Source organism: Micromonospora sp. RL09-050-HVF-A, from assembly GCF_019374995.1.
GTDB classification, from domain to species: Bacteria; Actinomycetota; Actinomycetes; order Mycobacteriales; family Micromonosporaceae; genus Micromonospora; species Micromonospora antibiotica.
In genome coordinates this window covers 764,430-790,821 of the sequence record NZ_JAGKQP010000002.1, presented here as the reverse complement: position 1 = coordinate 790,821, position 26,392 = coordinate 764,430, and the positions used below count along the sequence as shown (strand labels likewise).

Annotated in this window: 21 protein-coding genes and 3 pseudogenes; 18 read left to right on the top strand and 6 right to left on the bottom strand. The window is 72.0% G+C overall.

Annotated elements, in window-relative coordinates; translation table 11 throughout:
* Positions 1 to 34: 34 nt before the first annotated feature.
* A pseudogene (locus J7462_RS03770) lies at positions 35 to 2,095 on the top strand (penicillin acylase family protein); the annotation flags it as partial.
* A gap of 24 nt (positions 2,096 to 2,119) precedes the next feature.
* A complete protein-coding gene (locus J7462_RS31780) occupies positions 2,120 to 2,680 on the top strand; it encodes a GNAT family N-acetyltransferase (protein WP_308291093.1) in 561 nt (186 codons plus the stop codon).
* Between the two features lie 139 nt (positions 2,681 to 2,819).
* On the opposite strand, the gene J7462_RS03765 is transcribed toward J7462_RS31780, so the two are convergent.
* Positions 2,820 to 3,584, bottom strand: coding sequence for an SDR family oxidoreductase (locus J7462_RS03765; RefSeq protein ID WP_219461844.1), 765 nt, complete (start codon positions 3,582 to 3,584; stop codon positions 2,820 to 2,822).
* Positions 3,585 to 3,638: 54 nt separating this feature from the next.
* Here J7462_RS03765 and J7462_RS03760 point away from each other — a divergent pair, with 54 nt between their 5' ends.
* From J7462_RS03760 to J7462_RS03750, 3 genes are all read left to right on the top strand, one after another.
* Positions 3,639 to 4,241 (top strand): TetR/AcrR family transcriptional regulator, encoded by a 603-nt coding sequence (locus J7462_RS03760; protein ID WP_219461842.1) that lies wholly within the window; start codon positions 3,639 to 3,641, stop codon positions 4,239 to 4,241.
* 41 nt (positions 4,242 to 4,282) lie between these two features.
* Positions 4,283 to 4,831 carry a nucleotidyltransferase family protein gene (locus tag J7462_RS03755; RefSeq protein ID WP_255597569.1) on the top strand — a complete coding sequence of 183 codons (549 nt, stop codon included), beginning with the start codon at positions 4,283 to 4,285 and terminating at the stop codon, positions 4,829 to 4,831.
* Positions 4,832 to 4,970: 139 nt separating this feature from the next.
* Positions 4,971 to 5,198 carry a hypothetical protein gene (locus J7462_RS03750; protein WP_091240024.1) on the top strand — a complete coding sequence of 76 codons (228 nt, stop codon included), beginning with the start codon at positions 4,971 to 4,973 and terminating at the stop codon, positions 5,196 to 5,198.
* 77 nt (positions 5,199 to 5,275) lie between these two features.
* Here the strand turns inward: J7462_RS03750 and J7462_RS03745 are convergent, their stop codons facing one another.
* Positions 5,276 to 5,773 (bottom strand): DinB family protein, encoded by a 498-nt coding sequence (locus J7462_RS03745; RefSeq protein WP_219461838.1) that lies wholly within the window; start codon positions 5,771 to 5,773, stop codon positions 5,276 to 5,278.
* Between the two features lie 299 nt (positions 5,774 to 6,072).
* Between J7462_RS03745 and J7462_RS03740 the strand changes: the two genes are divergently transcribed.
* The 6 genes and pseudogenes from J7462_RS03740 (at position 6,073) to J7462_RS03720 (ending at position 13,471) form a co-directional block, all read left to right on the top strand.
* On the top strand, positions 6,073 to 6,540 hold the full coding sequence (locus J7462_RS03740; protein ID WP_208566460.1) for a hypothetical protein: 468 nt from the start codon (positions 6,073 to 6,075) through the stop codon (positions 6,538 to 6,540).
* On the top strand, positions 6,540 to 7,928 hold the full coding sequence (locus tag J7462_RS03735) for a hypothetical protein (RefSeq protein ID WP_219461835.1): 1,389 nt from the start codon (positions 6,540 to 6,542) through the stop codon (positions 7,926 to 7,928). Before J7462_RS03740 ends, J7462_RS03735 begins: the two co-directional genes overlap by 1 nt.
* A gap of 14 nt (positions 7,929 to 7,942) precedes the next feature.
* Positions 7,943 to 8,194: pseudogene (locus J7462_RS33160) on the top strand (VWA containing CoxE family protein); the annotation flags it as partial.
* Between the two features lie 186 nt (positions 8,195 to 8,380).
* Positions 8,381 to 9,447, top strand: a pseudogene (locus J7462_RS03730) (VWA domain-containing protein); the annotation flags it as partial.
* A 14-nt stretch (positions 9,448 to 9,461) separates the two neighbouring features.
* Entirely contained in the window at positions 9,462 to 10,574 is a 1,113-nt protein-coding gene (locus J7462_RS03725; RefSeq protein WP_208566036.1) for an AAA family ATPase, read from the top strand.
* Positions 10,575 to 10,633: 59 nt separating this feature from the next.
* Positions 10,634 to 13,471: a DUF5682 family protein gene (locus tag J7462_RS03720; RefSeq protein WP_219469955.1), complete on the top strand. Its 2,838-nt coding sequence runs from the start codon at positions 10,634 to 10,636 to the stop codon at positions 13,469 to 13,471.
* A 178-nt stretch (positions 13,472 to 13,649) separates the two neighbouring features.
* Here the strand turns inward: J7462_RS03720 and J7462_RS03715 are convergent, their stop codons facing one another.
* From J7462_RS03715 to J7462_RS03705, 3 genes are all read right to left on the bottom strand, one after another.
* Positions 13,650 to 14,579 carry a DUF4394 domain-containing protein gene (locus tag J7462_RS03715; protein ID WP_219461832.1) on the bottom strand — a complete coding sequence of 310 codons (930 nt, stop codon included), beginning with the start codon at positions 14,577 to 14,579 and terminating at the stop codon, positions 13,650 to 13,652.
* A gap of 280 nt (positions 14,580 to 14,859) precedes the next feature.
* The gene (locus tag J7462_RS03710) at positions 14,860 to 15,048 is read right to left on the bottom strand and encodes a DUF397 domain-containing protein (protein WP_219461830.1); all 189 of its coding nucleotides are present in this window, start codon (positions 15,046 to 15,048) and stop codon (positions 14,860 to 14,862) included.
* On the bottom strand, positions 15,045 to 15,893 hold the full coding sequence (locus J7462_RS03705; protein WP_219469953.1) for a helix-turn-helix transcriptional regulator: 849 nt from the start codon (positions 15,891 to 15,893) through the stop codon (positions 15,045 to 15,047). Before J7462_RS03705 ends, J7462_RS03710 begins: the two co-directional genes overlap by 4 nt.
* Before the next feature lie 236 nt (positions 15,894 to 16,129).
* Between J7462_RS03705 and J7462_RS03700 the strand changes: the two genes are divergently transcribed.
* From J7462_RS03700 to J7462_RS03675, 6 genes are all read left to right on the top strand, one after another.
* Entirely contained in the window at positions 16,130 to 16,315 is a 186-nt protein-coding gene (locus J7462_RS03700; RefSeq protein WP_219461828.1) for a hypothetical protein, read from the top strand.
* Complete coding sequence (locus J7462_RS03695) at positions 16,312 to 16,530, top strand: hypothetical protein (RefSeq protein WP_219461825.1); 219 nt, start codon at positions 16,312 to 16,314, stop codon at positions 16,528 to 16,530. The genes J7462_RS03700 and J7462_RS03695 overlap by 4 nt, the downstream gene beginning before the upstream one ends.
* On the top strand, positions 16,527 to 16,835 hold the full coding sequence (locus J7462_RS31775; protein ID WP_308290726.1) for a hypothetical protein: 309 nt from the start codon (positions 16,527 to 16,529) through the stop codon (positions 16,833 to 16,835). Before J7462_RS03695 ends, J7462_RS31775 begins: the two co-directional genes overlap by 4 nt.
* Positions 16,836 to 17,018: 183 nt before the next feature.
* Positions 17,019 to 18,524 (top strand): phosphoesterase, encoded by a 1,506-nt coding sequence (locus tag J7462_RS03685; RefSeq protein ID WP_219461822.1) that lies wholly within the window; start codon positions 17,019 to 17,021, stop codon positions 18,522 to 18,524.
* A gap of 421 nt (positions 18,525 to 18,945) precedes the next feature.
* Complete coding sequence (locus J7462_RS03680; protein WP_308290725.1) at positions 18,946 to 21,600, top strand: M14 family zinc carboxypeptidase; 2,655 nt, start codon at positions 18,946 to 18,948, stop codon at positions 21,598 to 21,600.
* A 183-nt stretch (positions 21,601 to 21,783) separates the two neighbouring features.
* Complete coding sequence (locus J7462_RS03675; protein ID WP_219461821.1) at positions 21,784 to 23,385, top strand: class I SAM-dependent methyltransferase; 1,602 nt, start codon at positions 21,784 to 21,786, stop codon at positions 23,383 to 23,385.
* Between the two features lie 69 nt (positions 23,386 to 23,454).
* On the opposite strand, the gene J7462_RS03670 is transcribed toward J7462_RS03675, so the two are convergent.
* Positions 23,455 to 24,351, bottom strand: coding sequence for a hypothetical protein (locus J7462_RS03670; RefSeq protein ID WP_219461819.1), 897 nt, complete (start codon positions 24,349 to 24,351; stop codon positions 23,455 to 23,457).
* Positions 24,352 to 24,833: 482 nt separating this feature from the next.
* Here J7462_RS03670 and J7462_RS03665 point away from each other — a divergent pair, with 482 nt between their 5' ends.
* Complete coding sequence (locus J7462_RS03665) at positions 24,834 to 26,309, top strand: RICIN domain-containing protein (RefSeq protein ID WP_219461816.1); 1,476 nt, start codon at positions 24,834 to 24,836, stop codon at positions 26,307 to 26,309.
* The last annotated feature ends 83 nt before the right edge of the window (positions 26,310 to 26,392 follow it).

The window sequence follows — 26,392 nt, the reverse complement described above, 5'->3', positions numbered from 1 at the left end:
TTAAACGAGGAGTCCTGTGGAGAGTGGGACCGGCATGCCGCCGGGCGACCGTCCGACCAGCGGCGTGCACCGCGACCGGTGGGGCGTACCGCACCTGTGGGCCGACACCGCCGACGAGCTGGCCCGATGGCAGGGCCGGGTGGCCGCCACCGACCGGGCCTGGCAGCTCGAGGTCGAACGCTGGCGGGCCGAGGGCCGACTCGCCGCCCACGTCGGCCCCACCGAACTCGACTGGGACCGGTTCGCCCGGCGGGCCCGCCTCGACGACACCGCCCGACGCTGCTTCGACCGGCTCACCCCGGCCACCCGGCGCTGGGTCACCGCGTACGCCGACGGGGTCAACGACGCGTTGCCGGCCGGCGCGGTGGCGGCCCCGGAGTTCGCCGCCACCGGCAGCACCCCCGGCCGGTGGCGACCCTGGACGCCGCTGGGCGTCTTCCTGGTCCAGCACATCCTGTTCGGCACCTTCCCGCAGAAGCTGTGGCACGCCCACGTCGCCGCCACCCTCGGCCCGCACGCCCGCGAGCTGTTCGCCGTCGAGGGGCCCGGCGGCTCCGGCAGCAACGCCTGGGCGCTGCCCGCCGACCCGACGACCGGTCGCGGGCCGGTCATCGCCGGTGACCCGCACCGGCTGCTCGAACTGCCCGGCATCTACCAGCAGATCCGGCTGGCCTGCCCCGAGTTCGACGTGGTCGGGCTGGCCTTCCCCGGCGTGCCGGGGCTGCCGCACTTCGGCCACGCCGGTGACGTCGCCTGGGCGGTCACCAACGCGATGGCCGACTACCAGGACCTCTACCGCGAACAGTTGCGCCGCGACGGCGACCGGGTGCTGGTCCGCGACGCCGACGGTTGGGTGCCGGCCCACCGGCACGTCGAGCGGATCGAGGTACGCGGCGGCGCGACCGAGACCGTCGAGGTGATCGAGACCCCGCGCGGGCCGGTGGTCGACCACGACCGGCACACCGGGGAGGCGCTCAGCCTGCGCACCCCGGCCCGGGTGACGGAGAGCCTCGGCTTCGAGGCGCTGCTGCCGCTGCTGCGGGCCCGCACCGCCGACGACGTCGCCGACGCGCTGCGTGGCTGGGTCGAACCGGTCAACAGCGTGCTCGTCGCCGACCGGCACGGCACGGTGCTCCAACTCGTCGCCGGCCTGGTGCCGCAGCGCGACGACCGGTGCCGACGGGAACCGGTGCCCGGCTGGGAGCCCCGCTACCGGTGGCGCGGCGACCACGCCACGGCCAAGCCCGTCGAGGTCGGCGGGCCGACGGTCTGCGCCAACGACCGCCGCGACGACACCGCCCACCTCGGCGTCGACTTCGCCCCGCCGCACCGGGCCCACCGGATCGGTGAACTGCTCGCCGACGGCGTCGACGTGCCCACCGTCCACACCGACACGCTGCTGGGGTCGACGGTGCTGCGGGGCCTGCTCGCCCGGCTCGACCCGGGGTCACTCAGCGGGCCGGCCCGACGGCTGCGCGACCGGCTGACCGGCTGGGACGGTCGGATGGCCGCCGACAGCACCGACGCCGGGGCGTTCGCCGCCTGGCGGGCCGCGCTGGTCCGGGGCCTGTCCGCGCACCCCGCCCTGGCCCCGTTGCACTCCCCCGGCGGCTACGACCCGCTCTTCGCCCCGTGGACCGACCCGCTGGCCCGGATCGGGCACGCCGTGGAAGGGGTCGTCGCCGGGCTGCCCCGCCTCGGCGGTGCGGTCGAACCGCTCGCCGTCGCCGCGCTGGAGGAGGTCGCGGCCGGCGACCCACCCGGCCCCTGGGGGCGGCGGCACCTGCTGCACCCGCTGCACCTCGGGGTGTCCGAGGTGGTCGCCGACCGGGTGGCCGCGATGCGTGACGGCACCGCGCTCGGTGGCGACACCAACTGCGTGCTGTCCACCTCCAGCGTGCCGGGGGTCTCCGACGCGTGCTGGCGCGGGCCGGTCGCCCGGTACGTGTGGGACCTCACCGACCGGGCGGCGAGCCGCTGGATCGTCCCCTTCGGTGTCTCGGGCCGCCCCGACGACCCGCACTTCGCCGACCAGTTGCCGCTGTGGGCCGCCGGTGGGCTGATCCCCGTCGGCACCGACTGGCACACCCTCACCCCCGCACCCCGAGACGAGGACCCCGTGACCTACCAGGAGCAGATCCCCGGCTTCGGTGAGTTGAGCCTCACCGTGGTCGACCCGGCCGCCCACGCCACGCTGCTGCACGGCTGGGTGACCGAGCCCCGCGCGACGTTCTGGGGGATGGGGTCGTACACCGTCGAGGAGGTACGCGAGGTCTACACGTACGTCGACGGGCTGAGCACCCACCACGCGTACCTGATCGGATTGGACGGCACGCCGGTGGGCCTGTTCCAGACCTACCAGCCGGAGGCCGACCCGGTCGGGGAGCGCTACCGGGTCCGCCCCGGCGACATCGGGATGCACCTGCTGCTCGCCCCGGGACGCCGACCGCCGCGCGGGCTCACCACCGCGATCGGCCCGGCGCTGGCCCGGTTCCTGTTCCGCGACCCGGGCCTACTGCGGATCGTGGTCGAGCCCGACGTGCGCAACCGGTTCGCGCTGCTGCGGCTGCAACGGGAGGGGTTCACCTTCGCCGACGAGATCGACATGCCCGACAAGCGGGCCCAACTGGCGTTCCTCACCCGGGAGCGGTTCGAGGCGGACCATCCCGTCCCGGCCTGAACCGGCTGGCGGACGGGCCACGACCGCGCGGTGGTGAGGCACGCGGGCAATGCCGCGACCGCCACCGTGGTCAGGAACGCGGGCGCACCGTGGTCGCGCGGTGGGTCAGGGATGCGGGCGCACCGGGACCACGCGGTGGTCAGCTGCGCGGGCCCAGGAAGAGGCCGCCGCTGGCGTCGAGGACCTGCCCGGTGACCCAGCGTGCGGCGTCGGAGGCGAGGAACGCGACCACGTCGGCGACGTCACCGGGAGCGCCCAGCCGGTCGAGGGCCGTCATCGAGGTGATCAGGTCGGCCAGGCCCGGTGTGGCGAAGGCCGGTGCGTTGGTCGCGGTCCGGGTGGCGCCCGGCGCGACCGCGTTCACCGTGACGCCCCGGGGCCCGAGCTGGTTGGCCAGGGCCAGGGTCATCGTCTCCACCGCACCCTTGGTCATGGCGAACGACGTCTGGCCGGGGTTGGCCATCCGGGTCGCCACCGACGAGATCGTGATGATCCGACCGCCGTCGCGCAGCAGCGGCAACGCCCGTTCGATGATGAAGTACGGCGCGCGCACGTTGACCGCGAACAGCCGGTCGAAGGCGGCCCGGGTGGTGCCGCCGAGCGGGCCGGCGGGCGGCGCCGCCGCGTTGTTGACGAGGATGTCCAGTGGCCGCCCGGCCAGGCTCGCCGTCACCCCGGCGAACAGCGTCTCGACATCTCCGTCGACGCCGAGTTCCGCGCGGACGGCGTACGCCGTCGCGCCGTCGCGCCCGATCCGGTCGACCGTCTCCCGCGCGCCGTGCTCGTCGGCACCGTAGTGCGCGATGACTGCCGCTCCCTGCCCGGCCAGCCGGATCGCGATCGCCTGTCCGATGCCCCGCGACGCGCCGGTCACCAGTGCGGTCCTGCCACTCAGATCCCCCATGACGTGAGTTGCTCCCAACTTGGTAGTAACTATCACTACGGTAGTGTCTATCAGATGGACGAGCGGCACTCAACCCTGCGGGACCAGCGACGGGCCGAGACGCAGCGCCTGATCCAGGCGCACGCGGTGCGGTTGTTCACCAGGCGCGGCTACGACGGCACGACGGTGAACGACGTCGCGGCGGCGGCGGGGGTGTCCCCGATGACTGTCTACCGGCACTTCCCGACCAAGGAGGACCTCGTGCTGGCCGACCAGAACGGGCCACTGGTCGCCGAACGCATCGCCGCGACACCGGCCGGCCAGCCCCTCGTCCACCGCATCGGCGTCGCGCTCGTCGATGCGGCACGTACGCTCACCGCCGGTGACGACCGGTTCCTGCTGGCCCGCCTGCGGCTGATGATCTCCACGCCCGCCCTGCGGGCCCGCCACCTGGACAACCACCACCTGCTGCAACAGGCCATCGTGGCGGGACTCGGCGACGAGGCCGACGACCCGGAGGCGGCCTTCCGCGCCTCGGCGGCGGCCAGCGCCTGCCTGGCCGTCATGCACACCGCGCTGGTGCGGTGGGCCCAGGACGACGGACGCACCGACCTGGCCGACCTGATCGCGGCGGCGCTCGCGGCGGCCTTCGGCGACGACCCGTCCCGACCGCGGTGACCCCGGCCGGGTGGGCGCTGCCCTAGGCTCCCCGGATGGTCATGAGCGCACAGGACGTGGTGGGGCTCATCGAGTCCGACCCGGCGGCGATGAGAGTCCTCCGGGCCACGGCCGGCCTCGGCCTGCCGGACTGGTGGATCGGTGCCGGCTTCGTCCGCAACCTGGTCTGGGACGCGATCAGCGAGCTGCCGGCCCTGCCGCCGCGCGACGTGGACGTCGCCTACTTCGACCCGCAGGAGCGGGACCCCGGTGTGGACGTCCGCACCGAGGCCTGGGCCGCGACGGTGCTGCCCGGGGTGCCGTGGGAGATCCGCAACCAGGCACGGATGCACCTGCGCAACCGCGACGGTCCCTACCTCGACACCCTGGACGCGATCTCGCGCTGGCCCGAGACGGCAACCTGCATCGCGGTCACCCTGCGTGGCGACTCGGTTCACCTGGTGTGCTGCCACGGCGCGGCCGACCTGGTCGGCATGGTCGTCCGGCCCTCGCCGGCCTTCGACCACGCCGCAGGCCGCGCGAAGGTGCGCGAGCGCGTGACGGCCAAGGGATGGTGCGGCCGGTGGGCCAGGCTGCGACTGGAGGTCTAGCGCCACGCCGGAGTTTTCGGGGTGCCGCACCGGGTCCGGCCGTCGACCCCGGTGGCAGGTAGACCGGTGAGCGGCACGACGACTCGTCGGAACGACTAATCCGGTCGCGTACGGACCGGTCCGCGAGGACGATGAGGCGATGTCCGGCACCCCTGAGGGATTCACCTACCGTCTCCGCAAGAACGGGGACGTGGAAGTGCTGCACCACGGCCGCCCCGCCTCGGTGCTCCGCGGCGCCGCCGCAGCCCGGTTCCTGGTCGACGTGGACAGCGACGATCCGCAGGAGCTGATGGCCCGCCTCACCGGCAACTACAAGCACGGCAACGAGCGCACGGCCAAGCGGCACCCCCGCAACCGGGACCGCTAGCACCGCCCCACGGTCAGGTGGCATCGCATCCCGCTCCGGTCGGCGCGGGTGCCCCGAGGGCGGACCGACCCCGTGGGCTAGCCGTCGAGGAGCTGCTCGCGCAGGATGTCCGCGTGCCCGCAGTGCTGGGCCAACTCCCGCAGCACGTGCAGGTACACCCACCGTAGGGGTAACGGGCCCCGCCGGTGCCCGGACAGGATGTCGTCCAGACCCAGCGTGGCCGTCGCCCGCCGCGACGCGGCACAGGCCTCCCGGTGGGCCTGCCGCACGGTGGTGATCGTGTCGTCGTCGGCGAGGACGAACGACTCGTCCGACGTCGCGGGGAGACCGATCTCGGCGCGCGAGCGACCCGTGACGGCCTCGTCGAACCAGACCTTCTCCACGAAGGTCGCGTGCTTCACCAGACCCAGCAGCGTGGTCGGGGAGGCCACCAACGACCGCCGTGCCTGTTCCTCGGTCAGCCCGTCCAGGCACCTGTCGAGCGCACCGCGATGCTCGTCGAGGAACGCCTCGAACTGGGCCCGGAGCGGCTGGGCGACCACCTGGTCGGCGAAGGTGGGCGGGAAGGCAGGCATGGGAGCAGCATTCCAGATACGCCCGCGGCGATGGGGGTGCGCGACGCGGGTGCACGCCGGTGGCACCGCGTCCGGCCCGGATGCCGGCCACCGGCCCGGGCTCGTCCGGGAGCGCCGGATGCCGCTTCGCGCCGGGTGGTCGGAACCCCGGGAACTGTCGTACCCGTGACCCATGATCTTGTGGTCACGGCGACGCCGGCCCCGGCCGGCGCACGCCATCAACCATGGTCGACGCCGTGTTGCGGCGGGTGGGAGGACGTGCGGTGACGGACACTGACGGGGCCGCGCGGCGGCGGAGCGTGCTGGCGGTGGTGCCGCCGGCCCGGCCCCGCAAGCTGGCCAAGGTGCCCTTCGTCGAGCTGGCCGACGGGCGGTTGCAGGGAGTGGTGTCCAGCGGGTCCGACATCGAGCGGGTCTACGTCTCCTCGGTGACCGCCGGCAGCCACGCCTACCACTGCAGCACCAACAACAACCGGCCCTGCGGCGGGCTGCGCGGCGCACCCTGCAAGCACCTGGAGTCCCTCGCCGACGAGGCCGTGCTCCAGTACGGCGTCGACCGGGTGGCCCGCTACCTGCGGGTCGACGCCGGTGAGGGCACGCAGACCGGCGTCGAGCTGCTGTCGCGGCTCGACGCCCGGCACGAGCCGACCTCGGCCGCGGTGGTGTTCAGCCGCTTCCTGCGCCACCTGGCCTACCTGGAGCTCCCGGCCAGCACGACCGTGCTGCCCGAGCTGCACTGGTTCCCGTCTACCGGGGCGGGTCGCTGATGCTCGGCACGCAACTGGCGCAGCTGCGCGACGGCACCCCCACCGGGCTGACCGATGCCGACGACGTGGTCGCCGGATTCGACGACGCCCTGCTGCGGGGCTTCGCCCGGGTCGGCGAGCAGGACGCCGCCGCGTTGACCGCCCTGGCCGACGCGGTGGCGGGCACCCCGCTGGGCGAACGGGTGGCCGAGGCGGTCGGCAAGGTGACCGCCGGGTCGGTCGGGCAGGGACACCTGGCCGCGCTGGCCGGGGCGCGGTCGGCCCTGCTCGGCGCGGCCCACGACGCCCTGCTCGACCAGCTCGACACCGCCCTGGGGCGGCACCGGGCCCCGTGGACCCCGACCGGCGCAGCGGGTGACCCCTCCCCCGCCCGCGCCGCAGCCCGGTCCTGGCTGCACGAGACCGCCCTGGCCGGCTGGCGGGGCATCGACCACGAGGTGCTCTCCGCCGTCGGCACGCCTGTCGAGGCGGCGCTGGCCGAACCGCAGTCGCGCCGGCTGGCGGTGCTGCTCGACGGGTTCGCCGCCGAGCTGCGGGCCGGGCTGCCGGTGGCGACCATGGCGCAGGTGCCGGTACGCCGCTGGGCGGACCTGTGGTCCCGGGCCGTGCTGCTCGCCCAGGACGGGCCCGCCCCGGTGACCGCCATCGAACGGGTCACCGGTCGGCTGCTGCCGTTCGGGGTCGACGTCCACGAGCACGAGACCGCCGTCCAGGTGCAACTGCACGCGATCCTCGAACCGGCCGACGACACGCCGCCCCGGCTGGTCCGGGTGACGGTGGGCGCGGCCAAGGTCGCCACGATCGGTGGGCCGGCGGTGTGGCGGCTGCTGTCGGCGTACCCGGTGCTGCTCACCGCGATCGCGCAGCGCCGGGCGCTGACCGTCACCGACCTGCCGGCGCAGGACGGCGACCTGCACTGGGTCGACGGGCAGGCGCAGGTGGGCGAGCCCGCCGACCCGTTCGCCACCGCCCGGGTCCTGCTGGGCACGGCGACGGCGACGGCGCTCCCGCCGCTGGACCGGCACCCGGTGGCGATCGCCGAACCGGTGCTGCTGGAGGGCTACACCGTGCACGACGACGCAGCAGCGATCGACCTCGACGGGCACCGCCTCGCGGTCGCCCTCGACCGGCTGCCGGCCGGCGGGCCACTCACTCCCGCACTGGTCGCCGCGTCGTCGACCTGCCTGGGCCTGATCCGCTGGGACGACGGCCGGTGGCTGCTACAGCCGCTGGCGGTGCAGGCCACCGTCAAACGCCGGCCGGTCGAGGCGCACAACGGTGACTGGGCCGACGGGGTGACCGATCCCAAGGTGGCCAAGGCCGAGTCCCGGGCGGGCGACGCCGTGGCCGTACTGCGCGAACGCGCGGGACGGTTGCTGCGCCGATGAGCGAGCCCACAGCGATGAGCGACACCGTACCGGCGGGTGACGCCGTGCAGCCGGGCGACCTCGCCGCCGCCAACCGTCGGCAGGTGCTCTACTGGCGGCTGCTGGGTCGGCTCTTCGACCCCGACGAGCAGCCCACGCTGGAGTCGGCGAGCGTGGCCGTGGTCGACGACCTCGGCCTGCCCGCCGCGCTGCTGGACCCGACAGTCTCGGTGGACACCGTCCTGCAGCGCTTCCCCGTGCTCGCCGACGAACTGCGCGGCCTGCTCGTTGCCGAGCCCGCCGCGGGCGCCGACGACGCCGACGGCCGTGCCACCGGTGGCGACGGCGAGGGCCCGCCGGCCGACGGGGCGACGGAGCCTGACGGGGCGACGGCGGCAGCCGGTGTCACCGCCGAGGGGGACGCCACGACCGACGGCGGTCACCCGGCGGCCGGCGACCTCGGCGCACACCGGCCCGGCACGGCCGAGGTACGCCGGGCCGCGCTGGTGTCGAAGCTGCTGCTCAACGTCTTCGGCACCGGGTCCGGGCCGGTCAGCGCCGGCCAGTTGGCCCGCTGGCAGGCCGACGCCGGTTGGTTCGAGCAGGCGCTCGGCTGCCCCCGGGTGAGCTGCGTCGGCAGGGCGGCACCGGGCTGGGCGGCACCCTCGCCGGGCTGGAGGGCGACCTGGTCCGCCGGATGCACCTGCGGGAGGTGCTGGCCGACCCGAAGCTGGCCGCCCAGCTCACCCCCAGCATGTCGCTGATCGAGCAACTGCTGCGGGACAAGTCCAACCTGTCCGGGGTGGCGCTGGCCAACGCCAAGTCGCTGATCCGGCGGTACGTCGACGAGGTCGCCGAGGTGCTACGTACCCAGGTCGAACAGACCAGCGTCGGCACCATCGACCGGTCGGTGCCGCCGAAGCGGGTCTACCGCAACCTCGACCTCGACCGCACCATCTGGCAGAACCTCACCAACTGGAGCCCGGAGGACGAGCGCCTCTACGTCGACCGGCTCTATTACCGGCAGACCGCCCGCAAGACCACCCCGTCGCGGCTGATCGTGGTGGTGGACCAGTCCGGGTCGATGGTCGATTCGATGGTCAACTGCACCATCCTCGCCTCGATCTTCGCCGGGCTGCCCAAGGTGGACGTGCACCTGATCGCGTACGACACCCGGGCGCTGGACCTGACCCCGTGGGTGCACGACCCGTTCGAGGTGCTGCTGCGCACCAAGCTCGGCGGTGGCAACGACGGGCCGGTGGCGATGGCGATGGCCCGTCCGAAGATCGTCGAGCCGCGCAACACGGTCATGGTGTGGATCTCGGACTTCTACGAGTTCAACCGCTCCCAGCCGCTGTTCGACGGCATCGAGGCGGTGCACCGCTCCGGGGTGCGGTTCATCCCGGTCGGCTCGGTCAGCAGCTCCGGCCAGCAGAGCGTCAACCCGTGGTTCCGGCAGCGCCTCAAGGACCTGGGCACCCCGGTGCTCTCCGGTCACATCCGCAAACTCGTCTTCGAGCTCAAGAGCTTCCTCACCTAGGAGAATCACCCCTCATGTCCGAGATGTTGCGTGCCCCCGCCGAGGTCAAGTACGCCGACGAACTCGACTACCTGGAGTCGGTCGACACCGGCCCGAAGCCGTTCTCGTGGCGGTTGAGCCCGCGCATGGTGCGGCTGTTCGTCCTCGGCTCGGAACGGGCCGACGGTCTGGAGCGGGAGATCCCGCAGAAGTGGTTCGGTGACCGCAGCTTCGTCGAACGCAGCATCGTGACCCTGGCGTCGGACCGGGGCCTGCTGCTCATCGGCGACCCCGGCACCGGCAAGAGCTGGCTTGCCGAGCTGCTGTCCGCCGCGATCTGCCGCAACTCGACGCTGGTGGTGCAGGGCACCGCCGGCACCACCGAGGATCACATCAAGTACTCGTGGAACGTCTCGATGGTCATCGCCAAGGGGCAGTCCCGGGAGTCGATGATCCCGTCGCCGATCATGACGGCGATGGAGCAGGGCGTGGTGGGCCGCTTCGAGGAGCTGACCCGCTCCACCAGCGACGTGCAGGACGCGTTGATCTCCATCCTGTCGGAGAAGTACGTCTCCATCCCCGAGCTGAACGACGACAACATCGTCTTCGCCCAGCCCGGTTTCTCGATCATCGCCACCGCGAACAGCCGGGACCGGGGCGTCAACGACCTGTCGTCGGCGTTGAAGCGCCGGTTCAACTTCGTCCGCATCCCGGTGGTCACCAACAAGCGCAGCGAGGCGGAGATCGTCCGGTTCCGCACCGAGGAGCTGCTGCGCCGGCACCGCATCGAACTGGACGTGCCGCCCACCCTGCTGGACATCCTGTTGCAGAGCTTCGCCGACCTGCGGGCCGCCGCCGCTGCGGCGACCAGCGACGACGAGAAGCTGGAGTCGGCGCTGTCCACCGCCGAGCAGATCGGCGTGCTGGAGGACGCCATCCTGCACAGCCAGTTCTTCGGCGACCGGTCCCTGCGGGTGGAGACGCTGGCCTCCTCGCTGGTGGGGTCGTTGGCCCGACGCAGCCCGGAGGACCTGGCGATCCTCAACAAGTACCTGCACGGTGTGGTGGAGCCCCGGGCCAAGAAGGACGGCGAGGGCTGGGCCGGCTTCCTCGACGGCGGTCGCCAGGCGATCGCCTCGCTGTCGTGACCACCGCCGACGCCGGCACCGCCACGCCGCCCGCGACCGCCGTCGCCGGCACCGGCGGGGTGACCGCCGGGCCGTTCGGGGCGTTGCGGGAGCAGCTCACCGATGCGGCGGCCACGTTCGCCGGCTCCGCCGACGCGCTGGCCGGCATCCTCGCCGGCATCGTCGACGACGTCGACCGGGCGCTGGGCGAGCGGTTGGAGATCTTCCCGGTCTGTCACCACTCGCCGGCCTCGGCGCTGGCGATGGTACGTCGGCTGCGGCACAGGCAGCCCAAGGTGATCTACCTGGAGCTGTGCGAGGATCTCCAGCCGCTCCTGGGCGAGCTGCGCAACTGTCGGCTGCCGGTGGCGGTGCAGGCGTTCGCCTCCGAGTTGGACGGCTTCCCCGCCGAGTGGGGCCCGCTCAGCGTCGTCGCGCCGGTCACCGAGGCGTCCGCCGAATACCAGGCGATCGCGTACGCGTTGGAGACGCCGGGTGTGGAGCTGGTGCTGGTGGACCGCTCCACCGACCACGTCTTCCAGTGGTCGCCGCGCGACGACGCCGAGTCGGCGGCAGCCACCGGGCCGACGGACGACACCGGGCCGACGGCAGCCACCGCGTCGACCGGCGGCGCGGGTGAGCAGACGGCGCTGCACGGCGACGCGGTCGGCGTGGAGATCGGTGACCTGCGGCCCCGGTTCGCCGAGTTGGAGGCGTACCTGTTGCACCACGGCAAGGTGCGGCACTGGTCGGAGTGGTGGGACCAGTACGTCGAGCGGCCCCTCACCGGCGCCGACCACGACACCTACCGACAGGTGATGGTGTTGATCGGCAGCCTGTTCCGCCGGTTGCGTCCGGCCGGGTCGGACCGTACCGAGCGCGACGAGGACCGGGAGCGCTACATGTGGACCCGGATGCGGGAGCACCTCGCCGCGTCCGGGGTCGACCCGGCGGACTGCCTCTACGTGTGCGGGGCGTTCCACGCCGCCAGCCGGGTCGCTCAGTTCGGCATGGACTCCCCCGCCCCGGACTTCGAGATCAGCCCCCGGACCGGCACCCGCTGGCGGTACGGGCTGATCCCGTCGAGCCACTCGGCCATCGAGGCGCAGTTCGGCCTGGCACCGGGCTCGGTGTCGATCGCCGCCGCCACCTGGACCAAGGCGGTGAGCGGCTCGGGCCTGACCCCGTACCGGCTCGACGGCCAACGGGGTGGGAAGACCCGGGGCCGGCGCAAGGCTGTCGCGGCGGTGACCACGCCGGCCGGGCCGGTCGCCGACCGGCTCACCGGGTTCCTCGCCGCGCCGCCGCCCCTGGACGGGCTCGACGAGGCGGAGCTGCGCGGCTGGTGCGTCGACATCGTCCGGCTGGCCCGCCGCAACGGCTACCTGGCCAGCACCGCCGACGCGATCGCGGTGTTCGAGACCTCGATCCTGCTGGCCGGGTTGCGTAACCGGGCCCGACCCACCCCGTACGACTTCGCCGACGCGGCGGTGACCTGCATCGAGAAGGACGTGGTGCCGGGCCGGCGGGACGTCCGGCGGCTCTGCGAGATCCTGCTCGGCGGGGACCGGATCGGGCAGGTCGGCTACGACGCCCTGCCGCCGCTGGCCCGCGACGTGCTCGACCGGCTCCAGCCACTCGGCCTGGACCTGGAAAAACGCACCATTCAGCGGGCCCTGCTGGACCTGCACGCCACCCCCGCCCTGGCCGGCTGCTCGGATCTGCTGTGGATGCTGCGGCACCTGCTCCCCACCGACGCCGTCCGCCCGATCATGGGTGAGCGCCGGTTGGGACACCGGTCGATCCAGGAGAGCTGGGACCTGGCGCTGGGCCGCCATCAGCGGGCGCTGATCGAGCTGGGCTACGAGGGGGTGACCGTCGAGCAGGTGCTGGAGCAGCGGCTGCGCCGGGCGGTCCGGGGCACCGACGCGACCGCCGCCGGTGCCCTCGCCGCCGTGGAGGACGCCATCCGGTTGCTGAACAGCCCCCGGTTGGTCGACGAGCTGGGCACCCGGGCGGTGGAGCTGCTGGCCACCGAACGCACCGTGGACGACGCCCCGGAGGTGCTGCGGCGGATCCGCCGGTTGTTGGCCCACCACCGGGCCACCGCGCCGACCCTGCCGGCCTGGTGCGCGGCGTTCGTGACGACTGGTTACGCGCACTACTGCACCCTGCTGCCCACCGCGTTCGTCGAAGAGGAGACCGGGGTCCGGCAGGTTGGGGCGATGTTGGGCTTCCTGTTCAGCATGGAGAGCCTGGCGCTGTCCCTGGGCTGCGACCGGTCCCAGCTCGAACTCGCGGTGGCCCAGTCACACCCGCAGAGCCCGGCCAAGGTCGCCCTGCTCTGGGCGGCCCGCCACCAGCTCGGTCTGCTGCCGCTGGCCGAGTTGCGGGGCCGCTGCGCCGAGTTGCTGGCCAACCCGCTGGTGGTGCCGGCCTTCCCGCAGTACCTCTCCGGTTTCGTGCACGCGCTGGAACCGGTGCCGGGGCTCGCGCCGTTCGTGGTGGAGACGATGTCCACCGCGTTCGCCCGGTTGCCCGACCCGGTGCTCCTGCCCTGGCTGCCCACCCTGATCACCACCCTGCGCCAGCACGGGCCGGAGCTGGTGCCGATGCTGGTCCGGGAAGCGGCGAGTACCTTCCCGGGGACGCTGCCCGCGCTGGACGCCTGGGTGCCGCCGTGGCTGGCCCCGGCCCCGACGCCCGCGCCGACGGCGGTGCGGGCCGGACCGGTGGGGCAGGTGCACACCCTGCTCGGCGCACATCCGGCGGCGGTGGACGCGGTCGCCGGGCTGCTCGGCTGCGACGGCGGATGGTCGGAGCCGCAGGCGACGCCGGCCGGGTCGCCGGGGTCGGCGCTGATGGCCGCACATCCGGACACCGTCGAGGCGGTCGCGGCACTGCTCGGCGGCGGGTGACCGGGTCGCCGTGGGCTACCGTACCGGCGGGGTGGTGCTGGTCCGGTTGTGACGGCCTGCCATGCGCTGCCGGGTGTGGGACGGGACACGGCAGCGCATGGCCGATCCGGGCGGACGGCGACGCCGGAGGCTCACCGCCGTCGCCGTCCGCTGTGCGGGTGCCCGCCGGGGCGGGTGGTTACGGCTGCTTGAGTTGCAGGGCGAGGTCTACGACCACCTGGGCGAATGCGCCCGTGGTGCTGGCCTCGCCGGTGAGCGGGTCGATCGCGTACAGCCGGCTGGGGCCGGTGCCGTTGAGCACGGCGTAGCCGGTGTTGCCGACGGCCCGGCCGCCGCGGATCGTGCTGTAGATGTCGAAGCCGGCCCGCTGATCGGCGTCGACTCCGAGTTTGCCGGTGGCGGCGAGCTGGCCGGAGTTGGCCGGGGACTGGACGGCGACCTGGTCACCGGTGGTGTCGATGTCGAACAGGGTGGTGGCGGTGTTCGGGTTGAGGTCGTTGTTGGTGTAGGCCGCACCGGTCACCCCGAGGGCGGTGCCGACTGCGGGCGGGAAGGTGAGCGTTCCGTCGACGAGGGTGGTCCCGCCGAAGTTGACGTTGTGCCGCAGGTTCTGGCCCGTGTCGCTGATGATCCGCAGCCGGTCGGCGGCCGGGTTGAAGTCGACGCCGAAGTACGTTCCGCTGAGGGCGACGGTCAACTGGCTGACCTGCGTCGCGGTGGCGTCGCGGGTGGACAGGGTGTAGATGCCGCCGGCGTCGCCGACGCCGTAGAGCCGGCCGTCCTGGACCCGGTAGTCGATGCCGACCAGGGTCTCGGCACCGGGTAGATCGACCGTGCCGATGGTGCAGGTCAGGTTCGGCCGGTTGGCCGCAAACTTGACGAGTTGCTGGTCCCCGGTCAGGCCGACCCCGACGAGGCCGTTGCGGCCACCCAGGTTGAGCAGGTCCCACAGGATCGAGCAGGTGCCGGCGGCCAGCGACGGACGGCCGGCGGATGCAGCACCTGACGACGGGCCGGCCGGCACGGCGGCGGCCGGGGCCGGGATGGCCGACAGTCCGACGACGACGGCCACTCCGGTCAGCAGCCCTCGATGGAGGAGATGGCGCATGGGAGAACCTTTCGGGTAGGAGGCGAGCGAGTTGCTCGGCAGGGGCGGCGGCCCGGACCACCCCAAAGGGAGACGCTTGGATGCGTTTTCCCTGCTCAGACCCTATATGGCGAACTTTGCCGCAGACTGTCGGATTGGCTACTCTATCGGCGATCTCCGACCTGTATGCACATTCGGCGGCGCGGTGGTCGCCGCCGCGCGGCGGGGAGCGACCGGGACGCACGGCGGTCGGCAGGCGATGGCCCCGGGTACGGGCGACGACCACACCCGGGGCCATCGCTCAGGCGTCGAACCTGCCGGTCTTGACGCCCTCGATGAAGCCGCCCCACTGATCCGCGCCGAACGTCAGCGCCGACCCCTGCCGGTCCTTGCTGTCCCGGACCAGAACGACCTGGGGCGGGGTAGCCACCTCGACGCAGTTTCCACCTCCGTTGCTACGCGTGGACTTTTTCCAGGTGAGCGGGGTCATGTCTGTTCCTCTGCGATCGATGCCATCAGCTTGCGGGATTGCGCCTCGGTCAGCGCCGGCTTCTCCATGATGGCCCACGCCTCTCCGTACACGGCGACCTCACCAGGCTTGTCGAGGTAGAGCGCACCCGTGAGGCTGTCGGAGTAGACGATCGACGGCTCAGCTCCCTTTGCGAAGTCGAGAACCGTGAACGTGCCGCTGGTCATGTTGCCTCGATGCAGGCCCGCAGTGAACGGGATCACCCGGAGGGCGATGTTTGGTTGTCTGCTCACCGTGATCAGGTGCTGTAGCTGTTCCGCGTCCACCCCTCGCCGCAGAACAGCCTCGTCGAGCAGGACGTCGAATTGCGGAGCGCGCGGTGTGGTCCGGGTCAACAGCGCCTGCCTTCCGAGGCGTACTGCAACACCGCGCTCGATCTCCGCACGGGTCATATCCGGGCGGGCCACCTCGAAGACGCGGGTCGCATACGCCTCGGTCTGCAAGAGGCCGGGAACGAGCTGCGTTTCGTAGCTGCGGAGCCGTGCGGCTGCGGCTTCCAGTCCCACGTACAACTCGAACCACTCGGGGATGGCGTCACCGTAGGAGTGCCACCAGCCGCGTCCCTTCGTCTCCTTGGCGAGGCCCATCAACGCCTCGGTGATCTGCGGTGACGCTCCGTAGACCTTGCACATCGCCTCCACGTCGAGCGACCGCATCGACGTTGCACCGGTCTCGATGCGCCAGATCTTCGGCGTCGACCACTCCAGCGCATCGGCTGACGCCTTCACCGTCATGCGAGCTTCCTCGCGGAGTTGCCGAAGATACCGCCCGAGCTGCCGCCTCGGGACCGTCGAGCCGGTGTCCATCGTCACTGACCACTCCCCTCCCTGACTACATACCGGGCGACATCTGCACTCGGCATGTAACACCTGCTCATCACGCTTAGCAATAGAACCTATCAAGCTGAAACCATCTCTAGCGTTTCATCCAATATGTAATATTGCATTTCCTATCCTCGGCGGTGAACGATGGCGCTGGGTGTGGTGGTCGGATGACCGTGCGTGGCCCGGCTACCACGCCCCTCACATATGAGGAGGGGCAGATGGGCGGACGCGTCACCTACGTCGAGTACCTGACCGCCGTGGCGCTGACACTGCGGCGCAGGCATCGGCCGGTGTGGTCCGCCGACCGCAGGCAGATCGTCTGCCGCTGCGGCAACGACCTGCCCTGTCAGGTCCGGCACCGCGTGCCGATCAATCGGGGCCACTGGCCGAGGGAGGAACGATGACCGCCCACAGCCCGGTGCCGCCCATCTGGAGTTGCGCGGGCTGCTCGCTCCCGTGGCCCTGCGCCACTCGACGGCAGGAGCTGCGGGCGGAGTTCGACGGCGCTCCGGTCTCCCTCACGATCTACCTGGCGTCGTATCTCACCTGGGCTGCCGAGGATCTGACCTGGGTGCAGGCGGGCGTGTGGTATCGGCGGTTCATCGGGTGGGCCCGGTGACCACACCCCGCTCCGGTGACCTGCTCCAGGTGACCCGGGCGGCCAGCGTGCAGTTCATCAAACCGATCATGTTCCGGGTGATCCGGGTGCTCGACTGGCCCACGTACGACGGCTGGATCTGGCTCGACGGCTACCAGCTCGACGCTCGGAGCGATGCCGTCGCGCGTCGGTCGATCTTTGTACAGCCGGCGGGGTTGGTGATCCCACGGCGAACGGCCCCGGCACCCACGGGCCGGCCGACGCCCACCCGAGACCCTCGCGGTCGCTGCCGATCCGTCGGTACGTCGCCGCAGGTCGGACGGTGATCGGATGCCCCCATCGCGCTACGCGACGGGACGCCCACCTTCGGGCGCGGACCGGCCGCCCGGCCCTCGGCTGGCCGGGCGGCGTTCACGCCGCCCCCGACCGCCGTGCAACGGCCGTTCACCGCCCTCTCTCAGGCTTCGTGATCGACACGGTTACCACCGGATCGAGCGGAAGGCTCCGCAGTGCAGCACAGGGAATCCGAGGACGCCACAGGCGGTCAGCTGTCGCGCCGCCAACTGGTGAAGTACGCGGGCGTCGGCGCGACGCTCGCCGCCGCCGGCCCGTTCGTGGGGGTCGAGGCGGCCCACGCCGACCCGGACCGGCAGGATCAGGCGCAGGCCGACCCGGGCCGGCCCGACAACCGGGTCTGGCGGGCCGGCGACCACCACATCCACTCCGAGTACAGCGGGGACTTCGACACCTCGACGAACCCGCCGACGTTCCGCAAGGGCGCCGACGCGGTCTACCCGATCGTCACCAACGCGATCATGGCGAAGAACTTCGGGCTGACCTGGGCGATGTGCACCGACCACGGCGGACCGACACACTCCAAGGTGAACCTGGAGCAGGCGTACCCCGATCTGCTGCGGTCGCGCCGCCTGGTGCCCGAGGTGTTGCAGTTCTGGGGGATGGAGTTCGACGCCCCGGCGATGGACCACCACACCCTGATGATCCCGCGGCACGCCGACGAGGCGAAGCAGCTCTTCGAGCTGGAGAGCCGGTTCGCCAAGCGGGACCCGTTCCCGGCCGACCCGGGCCGGGACACCGAGGCCAAGATGGTGGAGTTCCTCAAGGTGGCGCGGAACATGCCGCACAAGCCACTGGTGATCGCCCACCACACCTCCCGTTCGGCGACCGGGCTCGGGGTCTACGGCCAGGACCTGCCGCACGAGTTCCGCAACGGCAACGACGCGGCCCCGGACGTGTACGTCGGCTTCGAGGGCGCCCCGGGCCACCAGGCGGGCCCGCTCAACGGCAGCGCGCGCGGCGGCTACGGCAACCACCCCACCTACGGCGGCTACGACCAGGCGACCGCCCGGGTCGGTGGGCTGTGGGACGCGCTGCTCGGGGAGGGGCGGCACTGGTGGATCACCGCGACCTCCGACTCGCACGTGCACTGGACCCGGGGCGGCACCGACTTCTGGCCGGGTGAGTACAGCAAGACCTACGTGCTGGCCCGGCAGGAGTACCACGACATCATGGACGGCCTGCGGCACGGGCGGATCTTCGTCACCACCGGCGACCTGATCAACCGGCTCGACGTCACCGCCAGCAGCCAGGGGCACTCGGCCGCAACGGGCGAGACCATCACCGTCAGCCGGCGCAACCGTACCGACGTGGACGTCGTGATCCGGTTCCGGCCGCCGGCCGGGACGAACGGCAACGGGGACCGCCCGCAGGTCCGGCGGGTGGACCTGATCGTCGGGCAGGTCACCGGACCGAGCGTCGACCGGGACGCCGACACCAACCCCACCACCGCCGTGGTAGCCCGGTTCGGCCCGCGCGACTGGCAGCAGCAGGGCGCGCAGTACGTCATCCGGCACACCCTGCGCGACGTCGGGACCGACAGCTACCTGCGGGTACGCGGCACCAGCACCGACGAGGCCGAGCCGCTCGCCGACGGGCTGGAGAGCCCGTGGAGCGACCTGTGGTTCTACTCCAACCCGGTGTTCGTCCGGGTGCGCTGACCCACCGGGCCCGTCGACACCGTCGCGGTGTCGACGGGCCCGGCAGCCGGTCCCCCCGCCGGGATGACCACGCCCGCCCGCCGGCCGGCCCAGGGCTGATCCAGTGTGGATCGCCGATCGCCCGGGTCGCGCCGGCCGTGCCGCAATTGGCAGATCGCGTACCGCCGCCCGGTTGTGAATCTTGACCACCCGAAAGCGCAGGTCATACGCTCCGGGCGCCCTTGATTCATTTCCCGGGAAGGGAATCGGGACGCCTCATGCGAACTCCGCTCATCCGCTCCACATTGCTCTCCTCCCCACGGTTGGCCAGCGCCGCCGCCATCGTCATGCTGGCCGGCATCACCCCCCTGGTGGTCGGCCCGCCCGCCGCGGCGGCACCCCGACGACCTGTAGTACCGATCCCACCGACCGGCTGGCCTCGGTGCCCAGCCCGGAGAGCTTCCTCGGCTTCCCGCTCGGCACCGGCCAGGAACGGGTGGTCACCAACGAGGAGGTGCGGGGTTACCTCACCGCCGTGGACACCGCGTCGAAGCGGGTCGTCACCGGCGTGATGGGCACCAGTGTGCTCGGCCAGCCGCTGCCGTACGCGATCGTGTCCAACGAGCGCAACGTGCGGCCGGCCGTGCTCAAGGGCATCGCCGAGGACGTCCGCTCGCTGCGCGACCCCCGGGTACTCGACCAGCAGCAGGCCGGTGAGATCGCCGAGGCGGCGCCGGCCATCGTCTGGGTGACGGCCAACGTGCACGGCGGTGAGAAGAGCGGCACCGACGCCGCCCTCAAGACACTGTACGAGCTGGCCGCCGGCCTGTCCTGCGAGGTCCAGCAGCGCAACGACAACCTGGTCACGATCATCGTGCCGACGCAGAACCCGGACGGCCGCGACGCCAGCCGCCGGCAGAACGAGTACGGCTTCGACATGAACCGGGACTGGTTCGCCCGCACCCAGCAGGAGACCGACGGCAAGCTCGAACTGATGCGCAGGTACCCGCCGCAGGTCTTCATCGACGCGCACGAGATGGGTGGCCGGCAGTACTTCTTCCCGCCCAACGCCGACCCGATCCACCACGAGATCTCCGGCGAGGCGGTCGACTGGATCAACCGGATCGGCGAGGCCAACAAGGCCGGCTTCGGCTACAACGGCGCGTGTGACGCCACGGTGACCACCGAGTGCTACTTCAACTACTCCACCTACGACCTGTTCTTCATGGGGTACGGCGACACGGTGCCGGCCGCCGGCTTCGGGGCCGCCGGCATGACCTTCGAGAAGGGCAGCTCGTCGGCGGTGGCCGACCGGGTGCAGCAGCAGTTCCACACCCAGTGGTCGACGCTGGGCTGGGCGGCGGCACACAAGGTCGAGGTGCTCACCGGCTGGTTCAAGGTCTGGAAGGACGCCCTCGCCCAGGGCCGGGCCGGCGCGTTGGAGCCCAACGAGGTGGTCCAGCCGACCAACACCGTGCAGTTCCCGGTGCCGGCGCAGACCATCCGGTCGTACTTCCTGCTGCCCGACCGGCAGCTCGCCGACGCCCGCCAGCTCGTCGAGCGGCTGCGCCGGATGGACGTCGAGGTCTACCAGGTGAAGAAGGCCGTCAAGCTGCCCACCGCGAAACTCTTCGGTGGCCGTTCGGCGACCAACCTGACCGTGCCGGTCGGGTCGTACTGGATCCCGATGAACCAGCCGCAGAAGCACTGGATCCAAGCGATCATGGGTGAGGACCCGTACACGCCGTTCCCGTACTTCTATGACGTGTCGTCGTGGAGCAACCCGCTGCTGATGGGTCTCAACGCCGTCTACACCGGCGCGGACGTCAAGCCCAACGCGGAGCTGATCGACAAGATCCAGAACACCGGTGGCGGCAAGATCCTCGCCGCGCCGCCGTTGAAGGGCTCCTACACCTACGCGCTGGACTCCGCCGCCGCGGCCGAGTTCACCTTCACCCTGCTGGGTCAGGACGTGCAGCTGGTCCGGGACCTGGACAGCGGCGAGGTGGGGATGCCGGCCGGCGCGTTGACGCCGGAGCTGAACACCACGGCCAAGAAGCTGGGCGTCACGCTCACCCCGTACACCACGGCGGCGGTCGGCACCCCGATCAGCCGGCCGGACGTCGGCCTGTTCCAGGGAACCGGCATCTCCACCACCTCCGGCTCGCACGGCGAGGCCCGGTACGTGCTGGGCAAGCGGTGGGGCCTCGACCTGACCCCGGTCACCACCGCCGACATCAACGACAACACCCCCGCCTTCACCGGCCGCACGGTGCTGCTGGTGCCGGACGGCAGCAACGCGACAGGTGGGCTGACCGCGACCGGGCAGGCCAACCTGCGCGCCTGGATCGCCCAGGGTCACACCTACCTGGGCCTGCGCAACGAGGGCACCCGGCTGGCCCGTGCCGCCGGTCTCACCTCCACCACCGAGAAGCCAAAGCCGACCGGCTACACGGTGATCGGCTCGCACCTGCGGGTCGACGTGGACCCGGACAGCCCGGTCGGGCTGGGCCGGCCGGCGGAGGACTTCGAGTTCAACAACAACGACCCGATCCTCACCCCGAGCAGCACCGGCCGCAACGTGCTGCGTTACCCCAGCGGGGACACCTTCTGGGCCAACGGCTACACCGTGCAGGGTGACGCGCTCAAGGGCACCGTCGCGGTGGTGGACGAGCCGACCGGCGCCGGTCGGGCGGTGCTGTTCGCGTTCAACCCGTTGTTCCGGGCGTACAACGAGAGTGGTCTGCACCTGGTGGCCAACGCGCTGCTCTACCCGGGCGGCGGCCCGGCGGCCCGGACCGCGTCGCCGGTCCCGGTCGACCCGGCCCGCGCCGCCGCGGCGGCGGCGCCGGTGGCGGAGAACCTGGGCGGCGAGTGGCGGCCGTTCACCCTCCAGGTGGCCGCCGGTGACCTGACCCGCGCCGAGGCGGTCGTCGAGCGGTACACCGACACCGCCCGGGTCACGGTGGCGGGCGGCTCGGCGTACCTGGTGATCCCCAACCCGGCGGGTCTGCAGGTCGACGAGCACCCGTTCCTGGGTGACCTGGTGCGGACCCTGCGGGCCGAACAGGTCCCGCTGCGTTCCGTGGTGGGTTAGCACCCGTCCGGGTGGGGGCGACGCCGCACGGCGTCGCCACCACCCGGACGGGCATCCCGGGCGATCCGGCCCGGTGGCGGGCCGGCCACTCGCCCCGGGGCACTCCGCGGGATGCCCGGCCGGTCACTCGCCCCCGGGCACCCCGCGCGGAGCCGGTGATCCGACGTCGGCTAGGAACGGTGCATGCCCCGCTACCTGCTGTTTCCCGGCCGACATCACCTGCTGACCCGGTTCCAGGCCGACTATCTGCACCGGCTCGCCACCGGTGGTCACCACGACGCTGCCGACGGCGACCACGCCGGGGACGGCGGTGCACCGTCCGCCACCGACGGCGACGCTCAGCTGACCGACGACGGCGTCACCGTGGTCTGGGCGGTCACCTCCGCCAACCACGAGAACACCCGCCGCAACCCGGTCCCCTACCACCGGCGGGAGGCGGCGATCGAGCGGTTCAGCGTGCTGGCCGGGCTACGGTCGGTGGTGGTGCCGGTCTTCGACACCGCCGAGACCGACCGGTTCGCCGAGGTGACCCTGAAGAACGTCGCGGCGACCGCCGGCCTGGAGCTGACCCCGGCGAACACCGTCGTCGCCTGCTCGACCCCGCAGGTCGCCGCGATGTACGCCGGGCTGGGGTTCCCGATCGCCGGGGTGGAGGCCGACGTCGACCCGACCCCCGCCCGGCCCTGGGACGTACTGCTGGGGCTGGCCGCCGACGACCCGTCGTGGCGGGAGCTGGCCCACCCGGCGACCCTCGACGTCTACGCCCGCTACCGGCTCGACGACCTGGTCCGCTCGGTGGTCAACGATCCGGTGGTCGGGGACGAGGGTGGGTTGACCGCCACCCGCGACTACCGCACGTACGCCGAGGCGTTCGCCGACGCGGCGCAGCGTAAGTGGGCGGCGGTGCGCGAGCACGTACGGCCCGGCCGGATCGTCGACGTCGGCTGCGGCGCGGGCGCGGTGCTGGAGCTGGCCGACCGGGAGCCGACGCTGCGCGAGAGCGACCTGATCGGGGTCGAGGTGGCCCGGCACCTCTACGAGGAGTGCGTGCACAAGAAGGCGCAGGGCTTCTTCACCAACCCGAACGTGTTCTTCTACCGCCGCAACGTGCTCGGCGGGGCGGTGTTCGCACCACGCTCGGTGGACACCACGATGACCTTCGCGCTGACCCACGAGATCTGGTCGTACGGCGATCAGATGACGTCGCTGCGCCGGTTCGTGCAGGCCATCTACGACCACACGGTGCCCGGCGGGGTGTGGATCAACAGTGACGTGTGCGGACCGGACGGCCGGGACCGAACGGTACGGCTGCGGCTGTCGACGACCGACGGGGCGAACCCGGCCCGGCCCCACCCCGACCTCGCGGCGCTGCCGGCCGACCAGGTGGCCGAGCGGCTCGCCGGGCTGTCGACGCGGGCCCGGTTGGACCAGTTCGCCGTCGACTACCGGTTCCCGTTCGGGTTCCGCCCGGTCGACGACGGCACCGGGGCGGTGGTCGAGCTGCCGCTCGGCTCGGCGATGGACTTCCTCACCCGCAAGGACTACACCGACAACTGGCTGTCGGAGACGCAGGAGGAGTTCTGCGGGCTGGAGTGGGCCGACTGGAAGGCGCTGCTGGCCGACGTGGGCTTCGAGGTCGACCCCGCCAGCGGCCCGTACCGCAACGACTGGATCGTCACCCACCGGCTCGCGCCGACCGCCGAGCTGTCCGCGCTGGACGGCAGCCCGCTGGACTGGCCGGTGACGCACGTGTTGCTGGTCGCCCGCCGGCCGGTCAACACCTGATCCGGCGGGAGACGGAAGGCCGGGGGCGGGGGGAATCCCCCCGCCCCCGGCACCGCCGTCAGGAGCCGGTCAGGACAGGAACTTGTCCAGGGCGGCCTCGATGGTGCCGCTGTCCGGGGCCGCGTACGCCTTCATCGTCGTCTTGTTGTACGAGATGAAGCTCGGGCACCGGGTGGCCGGGGCGTTGACGACCCCGCCGTCGCCGATCTTCTCGGCCGTCTTCGCGGCGAAGAAGGTCAGCTGGTAGCGCGAGGAGATGTAGGAGACGCTGACGTTCTTGCCGTCGCTCGCCTTGTAGTCGCACTTCTTGGGCGCGCCCTCGCTGCCCGGGACCATCGACATGCAGCCGACCACCGACACGGTGGTGAAGTCGGCCGACTTGGCGTAGTACCGCTTGTCGGAGCCGACCAGCTTCGACGACCAGAACGTCGGCCGCTCCGGGTTGTTCGAGAAGACGTACGCCTTGGCGGTGGTCGGGCCGCTGTAGGTGGCGGCGTTGAGGATCGGGCTACCGTCGCAGACCGACGACAGGTCGCTGGAGTAGCGCGCGGTCACCGCGTTGTTGTTGTTCGGCTGCTCCGGCGACGACTCGGACGGCTGCGCGGTCGGCGGGGTGTCCGTGCCGCTGCCGGTCCCGGGCCCGGGAGCGGTGGTCGCGACCGGGCCCGGCGTCGGGTCGGCCTCGTCGTCACCGACCAGGGCGAGCCCGATCCCGGCACCGCAGAGCGCGAGGATGAGGACCACCGCGCCGACGATGAGGCCGATGACCAGGCCCCGGTTCGACTTCTGCGGCGGCACGGGAACACCGAACTGCGGGGCCTGCCCGTACTGCGGGGCCTGGCCGTACTGCGGGGCCTGACCGGGCTGGCCGTACGCCGGGTAACCGGCGGGCGGGGCCGGTGGCCCGCTCCACGGGGTGACGTTCGGATCCGGCTGTTCTCCGTACGGAGGGTGACTGTTGCTCATCTGAAGCCCTTATCGCTGTCGACGGTACCCAGGCACTGGATCATCGGTCAGGGTAGTGAGCGGCACAAACCGAGGCGCTGATTGTCGGACGGCAAGCAACGCCACCCGACCACGCGCGGGTGAGCCGCGACTACGCTGAGTGGCGAATCGGAGTCCAATGACGGCCCCACCAGCCCGCCGTGAGTGCGTTCGGCGGCGAAATGTGCGGTGCGGGAAAGGGATTCGGCCCGGAACGCGCCTTCCGTGCCCGACACTGCGAAAAGACTTCACAATGTGACGTAGATCATTCTTTACGATCTCGACAACTGCGACGACCGGACCCATCGACCATCCGGGCCGCGCCCCACCCCGGGTTGCAACACATCGACGGCAATCGCATCGAGGTATGGGCATGTAGCGGTGGATCGGCTTATCGTGAGGGTCGAGAAAAGGTCCCGCGCGTCCCCGCGGGCACCTCGCCCCCACCGCAAGAGGAGGCGGCCATGCCTGCCGCGCCCCACCCCACCACCCTCCGCCGGATCGTCACCGCCCTCACCCTCGCCGCCTGCGCGGTCCTGCTCGCCCCGCTCACCCTCACCACCCCGGCCGCGCGGGCCGCACCCGTCACCGTGGCCAACGGCACCCAGTTCACCGACACCAGCGGCGCCGGCGTACACGCCCACGGCGGCGGCATGATCAAGGTGGGCGACTACTACTACTGGTTCGGCGAGAACCGCAACGCCAACAACACCTTCCGGTACGTGTCGGTCTACCGCTCCACCGACCTGCGCACCTGGGAGTTCCGCAACAACGTGCTCACCCAGTCCTCCGCCGGTGAGCTGGCGACGGCCAACATCGAACGCCCCAAGGTGATCTACAACGCCGGCACCGGCCAGTACGTGCTCTGGATGCACTGGGAGAACGGCGTCGACTACAACCAGGCCCGGGTCGCGGTGGCCACCTCCAGCACGGTCGACGGCAACTACCGCTACCTGGGCAGCTTCCGGCCGCTCGGCCACGACTCCCGGGACCAGACGGTGTTCCGCGACGACGACGGCACCGCGTACCTGATCTCCGCCACCCGCAACAACGCGGACCTGAACATCTACCGCCTCACCGCCGACTACACCGGGGTCGCGTCGCTGGTGCGGACGCTGTGGCCGGACAACTACCGGGAAGCCCCGGCGATGTTCAAACGCAACGGGGTCTACTTCCTGGTCACCTCGGGCGCCACCGGCTGGTCGCCCAACCAGGCCCGGTACGCCACCGCCAGCAGCATCGGCGGCACCTGGACCAACCCGACGAACTTCGCCGACGGCACCACCTACGACTCCCAGTCGGCGTACGTGCTGCCGGTGCAGGGCAGCGCCGCCACCTCGTACCTCTATCTCGGCGACCGGTGGGCCGGCGCGACGGGCGGCCCGGTCAACCAGTCCCGCTACGTCTGGTTGCCGCTGAACTTCCCCACCGCCACCTCGTTGACCATGAGCTGGTATCCGCAGCTGACCATCGACACCGCCACCGGCGTGGTCTCCGGGGTCAACGGCGGCTACACCTTCGACACGCTGCGCGCCCGGCACAGCGGCAAGTGCCTGGACGTGCTCGACCGGTCCACCGCCGACGCCGCCGCCGTGGCCCAGTACGCCTGCAACAACGGCACCAACCAGCAGTGGCAGCTGCGCGACGCGGGCTCGGGGTACGTGCAGATCGTCGCCCGGCACAGCGACAAGTGCCTCACCGTGGCCGGCGGCTCCACCGCCGACAACGCACCGGTGCAGCAGTTCGGCTGCCAGTCGGGGCGCACCGACCAGCAGTGGCAGCTGCGCGACGCGGGCTCCGGCTACACCCAGCTCGTCGCCCGGCACAGCGGCAGGTGCCTGGACGTCACCGGCTACTCCACCGCCGACGGCGCGCGGGTGATCCAGTACGCCTGCGGCAGCGCCGCCAACCAGCAGTGGCAGCGGGTCGGCACCTCCTGACCGGCCCCGTCCGCCGTCCCGCCTCCCGCAGGCCGGGACGGCGGACGGCCACCACCGCGCGTCCCACCAGCCCCGGAACGCGG

Coding starts and splice junctions, on each gene's coding strand:
- J7462_RS03745 (WP_219461838.1), bottom strand. CDS start 5,773: ATGCCTGCCTTCCCGCCCACCTTCGCCGACCAGGTGGTCGCCCAGCCG.
- J7462_RS03675 (WP_219461821.1), top strand. CDS start 21,784: ATGCCCCGCTACCTGCTGTTTCCCGGCCGACATCACCTGCTGACCCGG.
- J7462_RS03700 (WP_219461828.1), top strand. CDS start 16,130: ATGGGCGGACGCGTCACCTACGTCGAGTACCTGACCGCCGTGGCGCTG.
- J7462_RS03710 (WP_219461830.1), bottom strand. CDS start 15,048: ATGACCCCGCTCACCTGGAAAAAGTCCACGCGTAGCAACGGAGGTGGA.
- J7462_RS03670 (WP_219461819.1), bottom strand. CDS start 24,351: ATGAGCAACAGTCACCCTCCGTACGGAGAACAGCCGGATCCGAACGTC.
- J7462_RS03750 (WP_091240024.1), top strand. CDS start 4,971: ATGTCCGGCACCCCTGAGGGATTCACCTACCGTCTCCGCAAGAACGGG.
- J7462_RS03725 (WP_208566036.1), top strand. CDS start 9,462: ATGTCCGAGATGTTGCGTGCCCCCGCCGAGGTCAAGTACGCCGACGAA.
- J7462_RS03705 (WP_219469953.1), bottom strand. CDS start 15,893: ATGGACACCGGCTCGACGGTCCCGAGGCGGCAGCTCGGGCGGTATCTT.
- J7462_RS03715 (WP_219461832.1), bottom strand. CDS start 14,579: ATGCGCCATCTCCTCCATCGAGGGCTGCTGACCGGAGTGGCCGTCGTC.
- J7462_RS03695 (WP_219461825.1), top strand. CDS start 16,312: ATGACCGCCCACAGCCCGGTGCCGCCCATCTGGAGTTGCGCGGGCTGC.
- J7462_RS03755 (WP_255597569.1), top strand. CDS start 4,283: ATGAGCGCACAGGACGTGGTGGGGCTCATCGAGTCCGACCCGGCGGCG.
- J7462_RS03665 (WP_219461816.1), top strand. CDS start 24,834: ATGCCTGCCGCGCCCCACCCCACCACCCTCCGCCGGATCGTCACCGCC.
- J7462_RS03735 (WP_219461835.1), top strand. CDS start 6,540: ATGCTCGGCACGCAACTGGCGCAGCTGCGCGACGGCACCCCCACCGGG.
- J7462_RS03765 (WP_219461844.1), bottom strand. CDS start 3,584: ATGGGGGATCTGAGTGGCAGGACCGCACTGGTGACCGGCGCGTCGCGG.
- J7462_RS03760 (WP_219461842.1), top strand. CDS start 3,639: ATGGACGAGCGGCACTCAACCCTGCGGGACCAGCGACGGGCCGAGACG.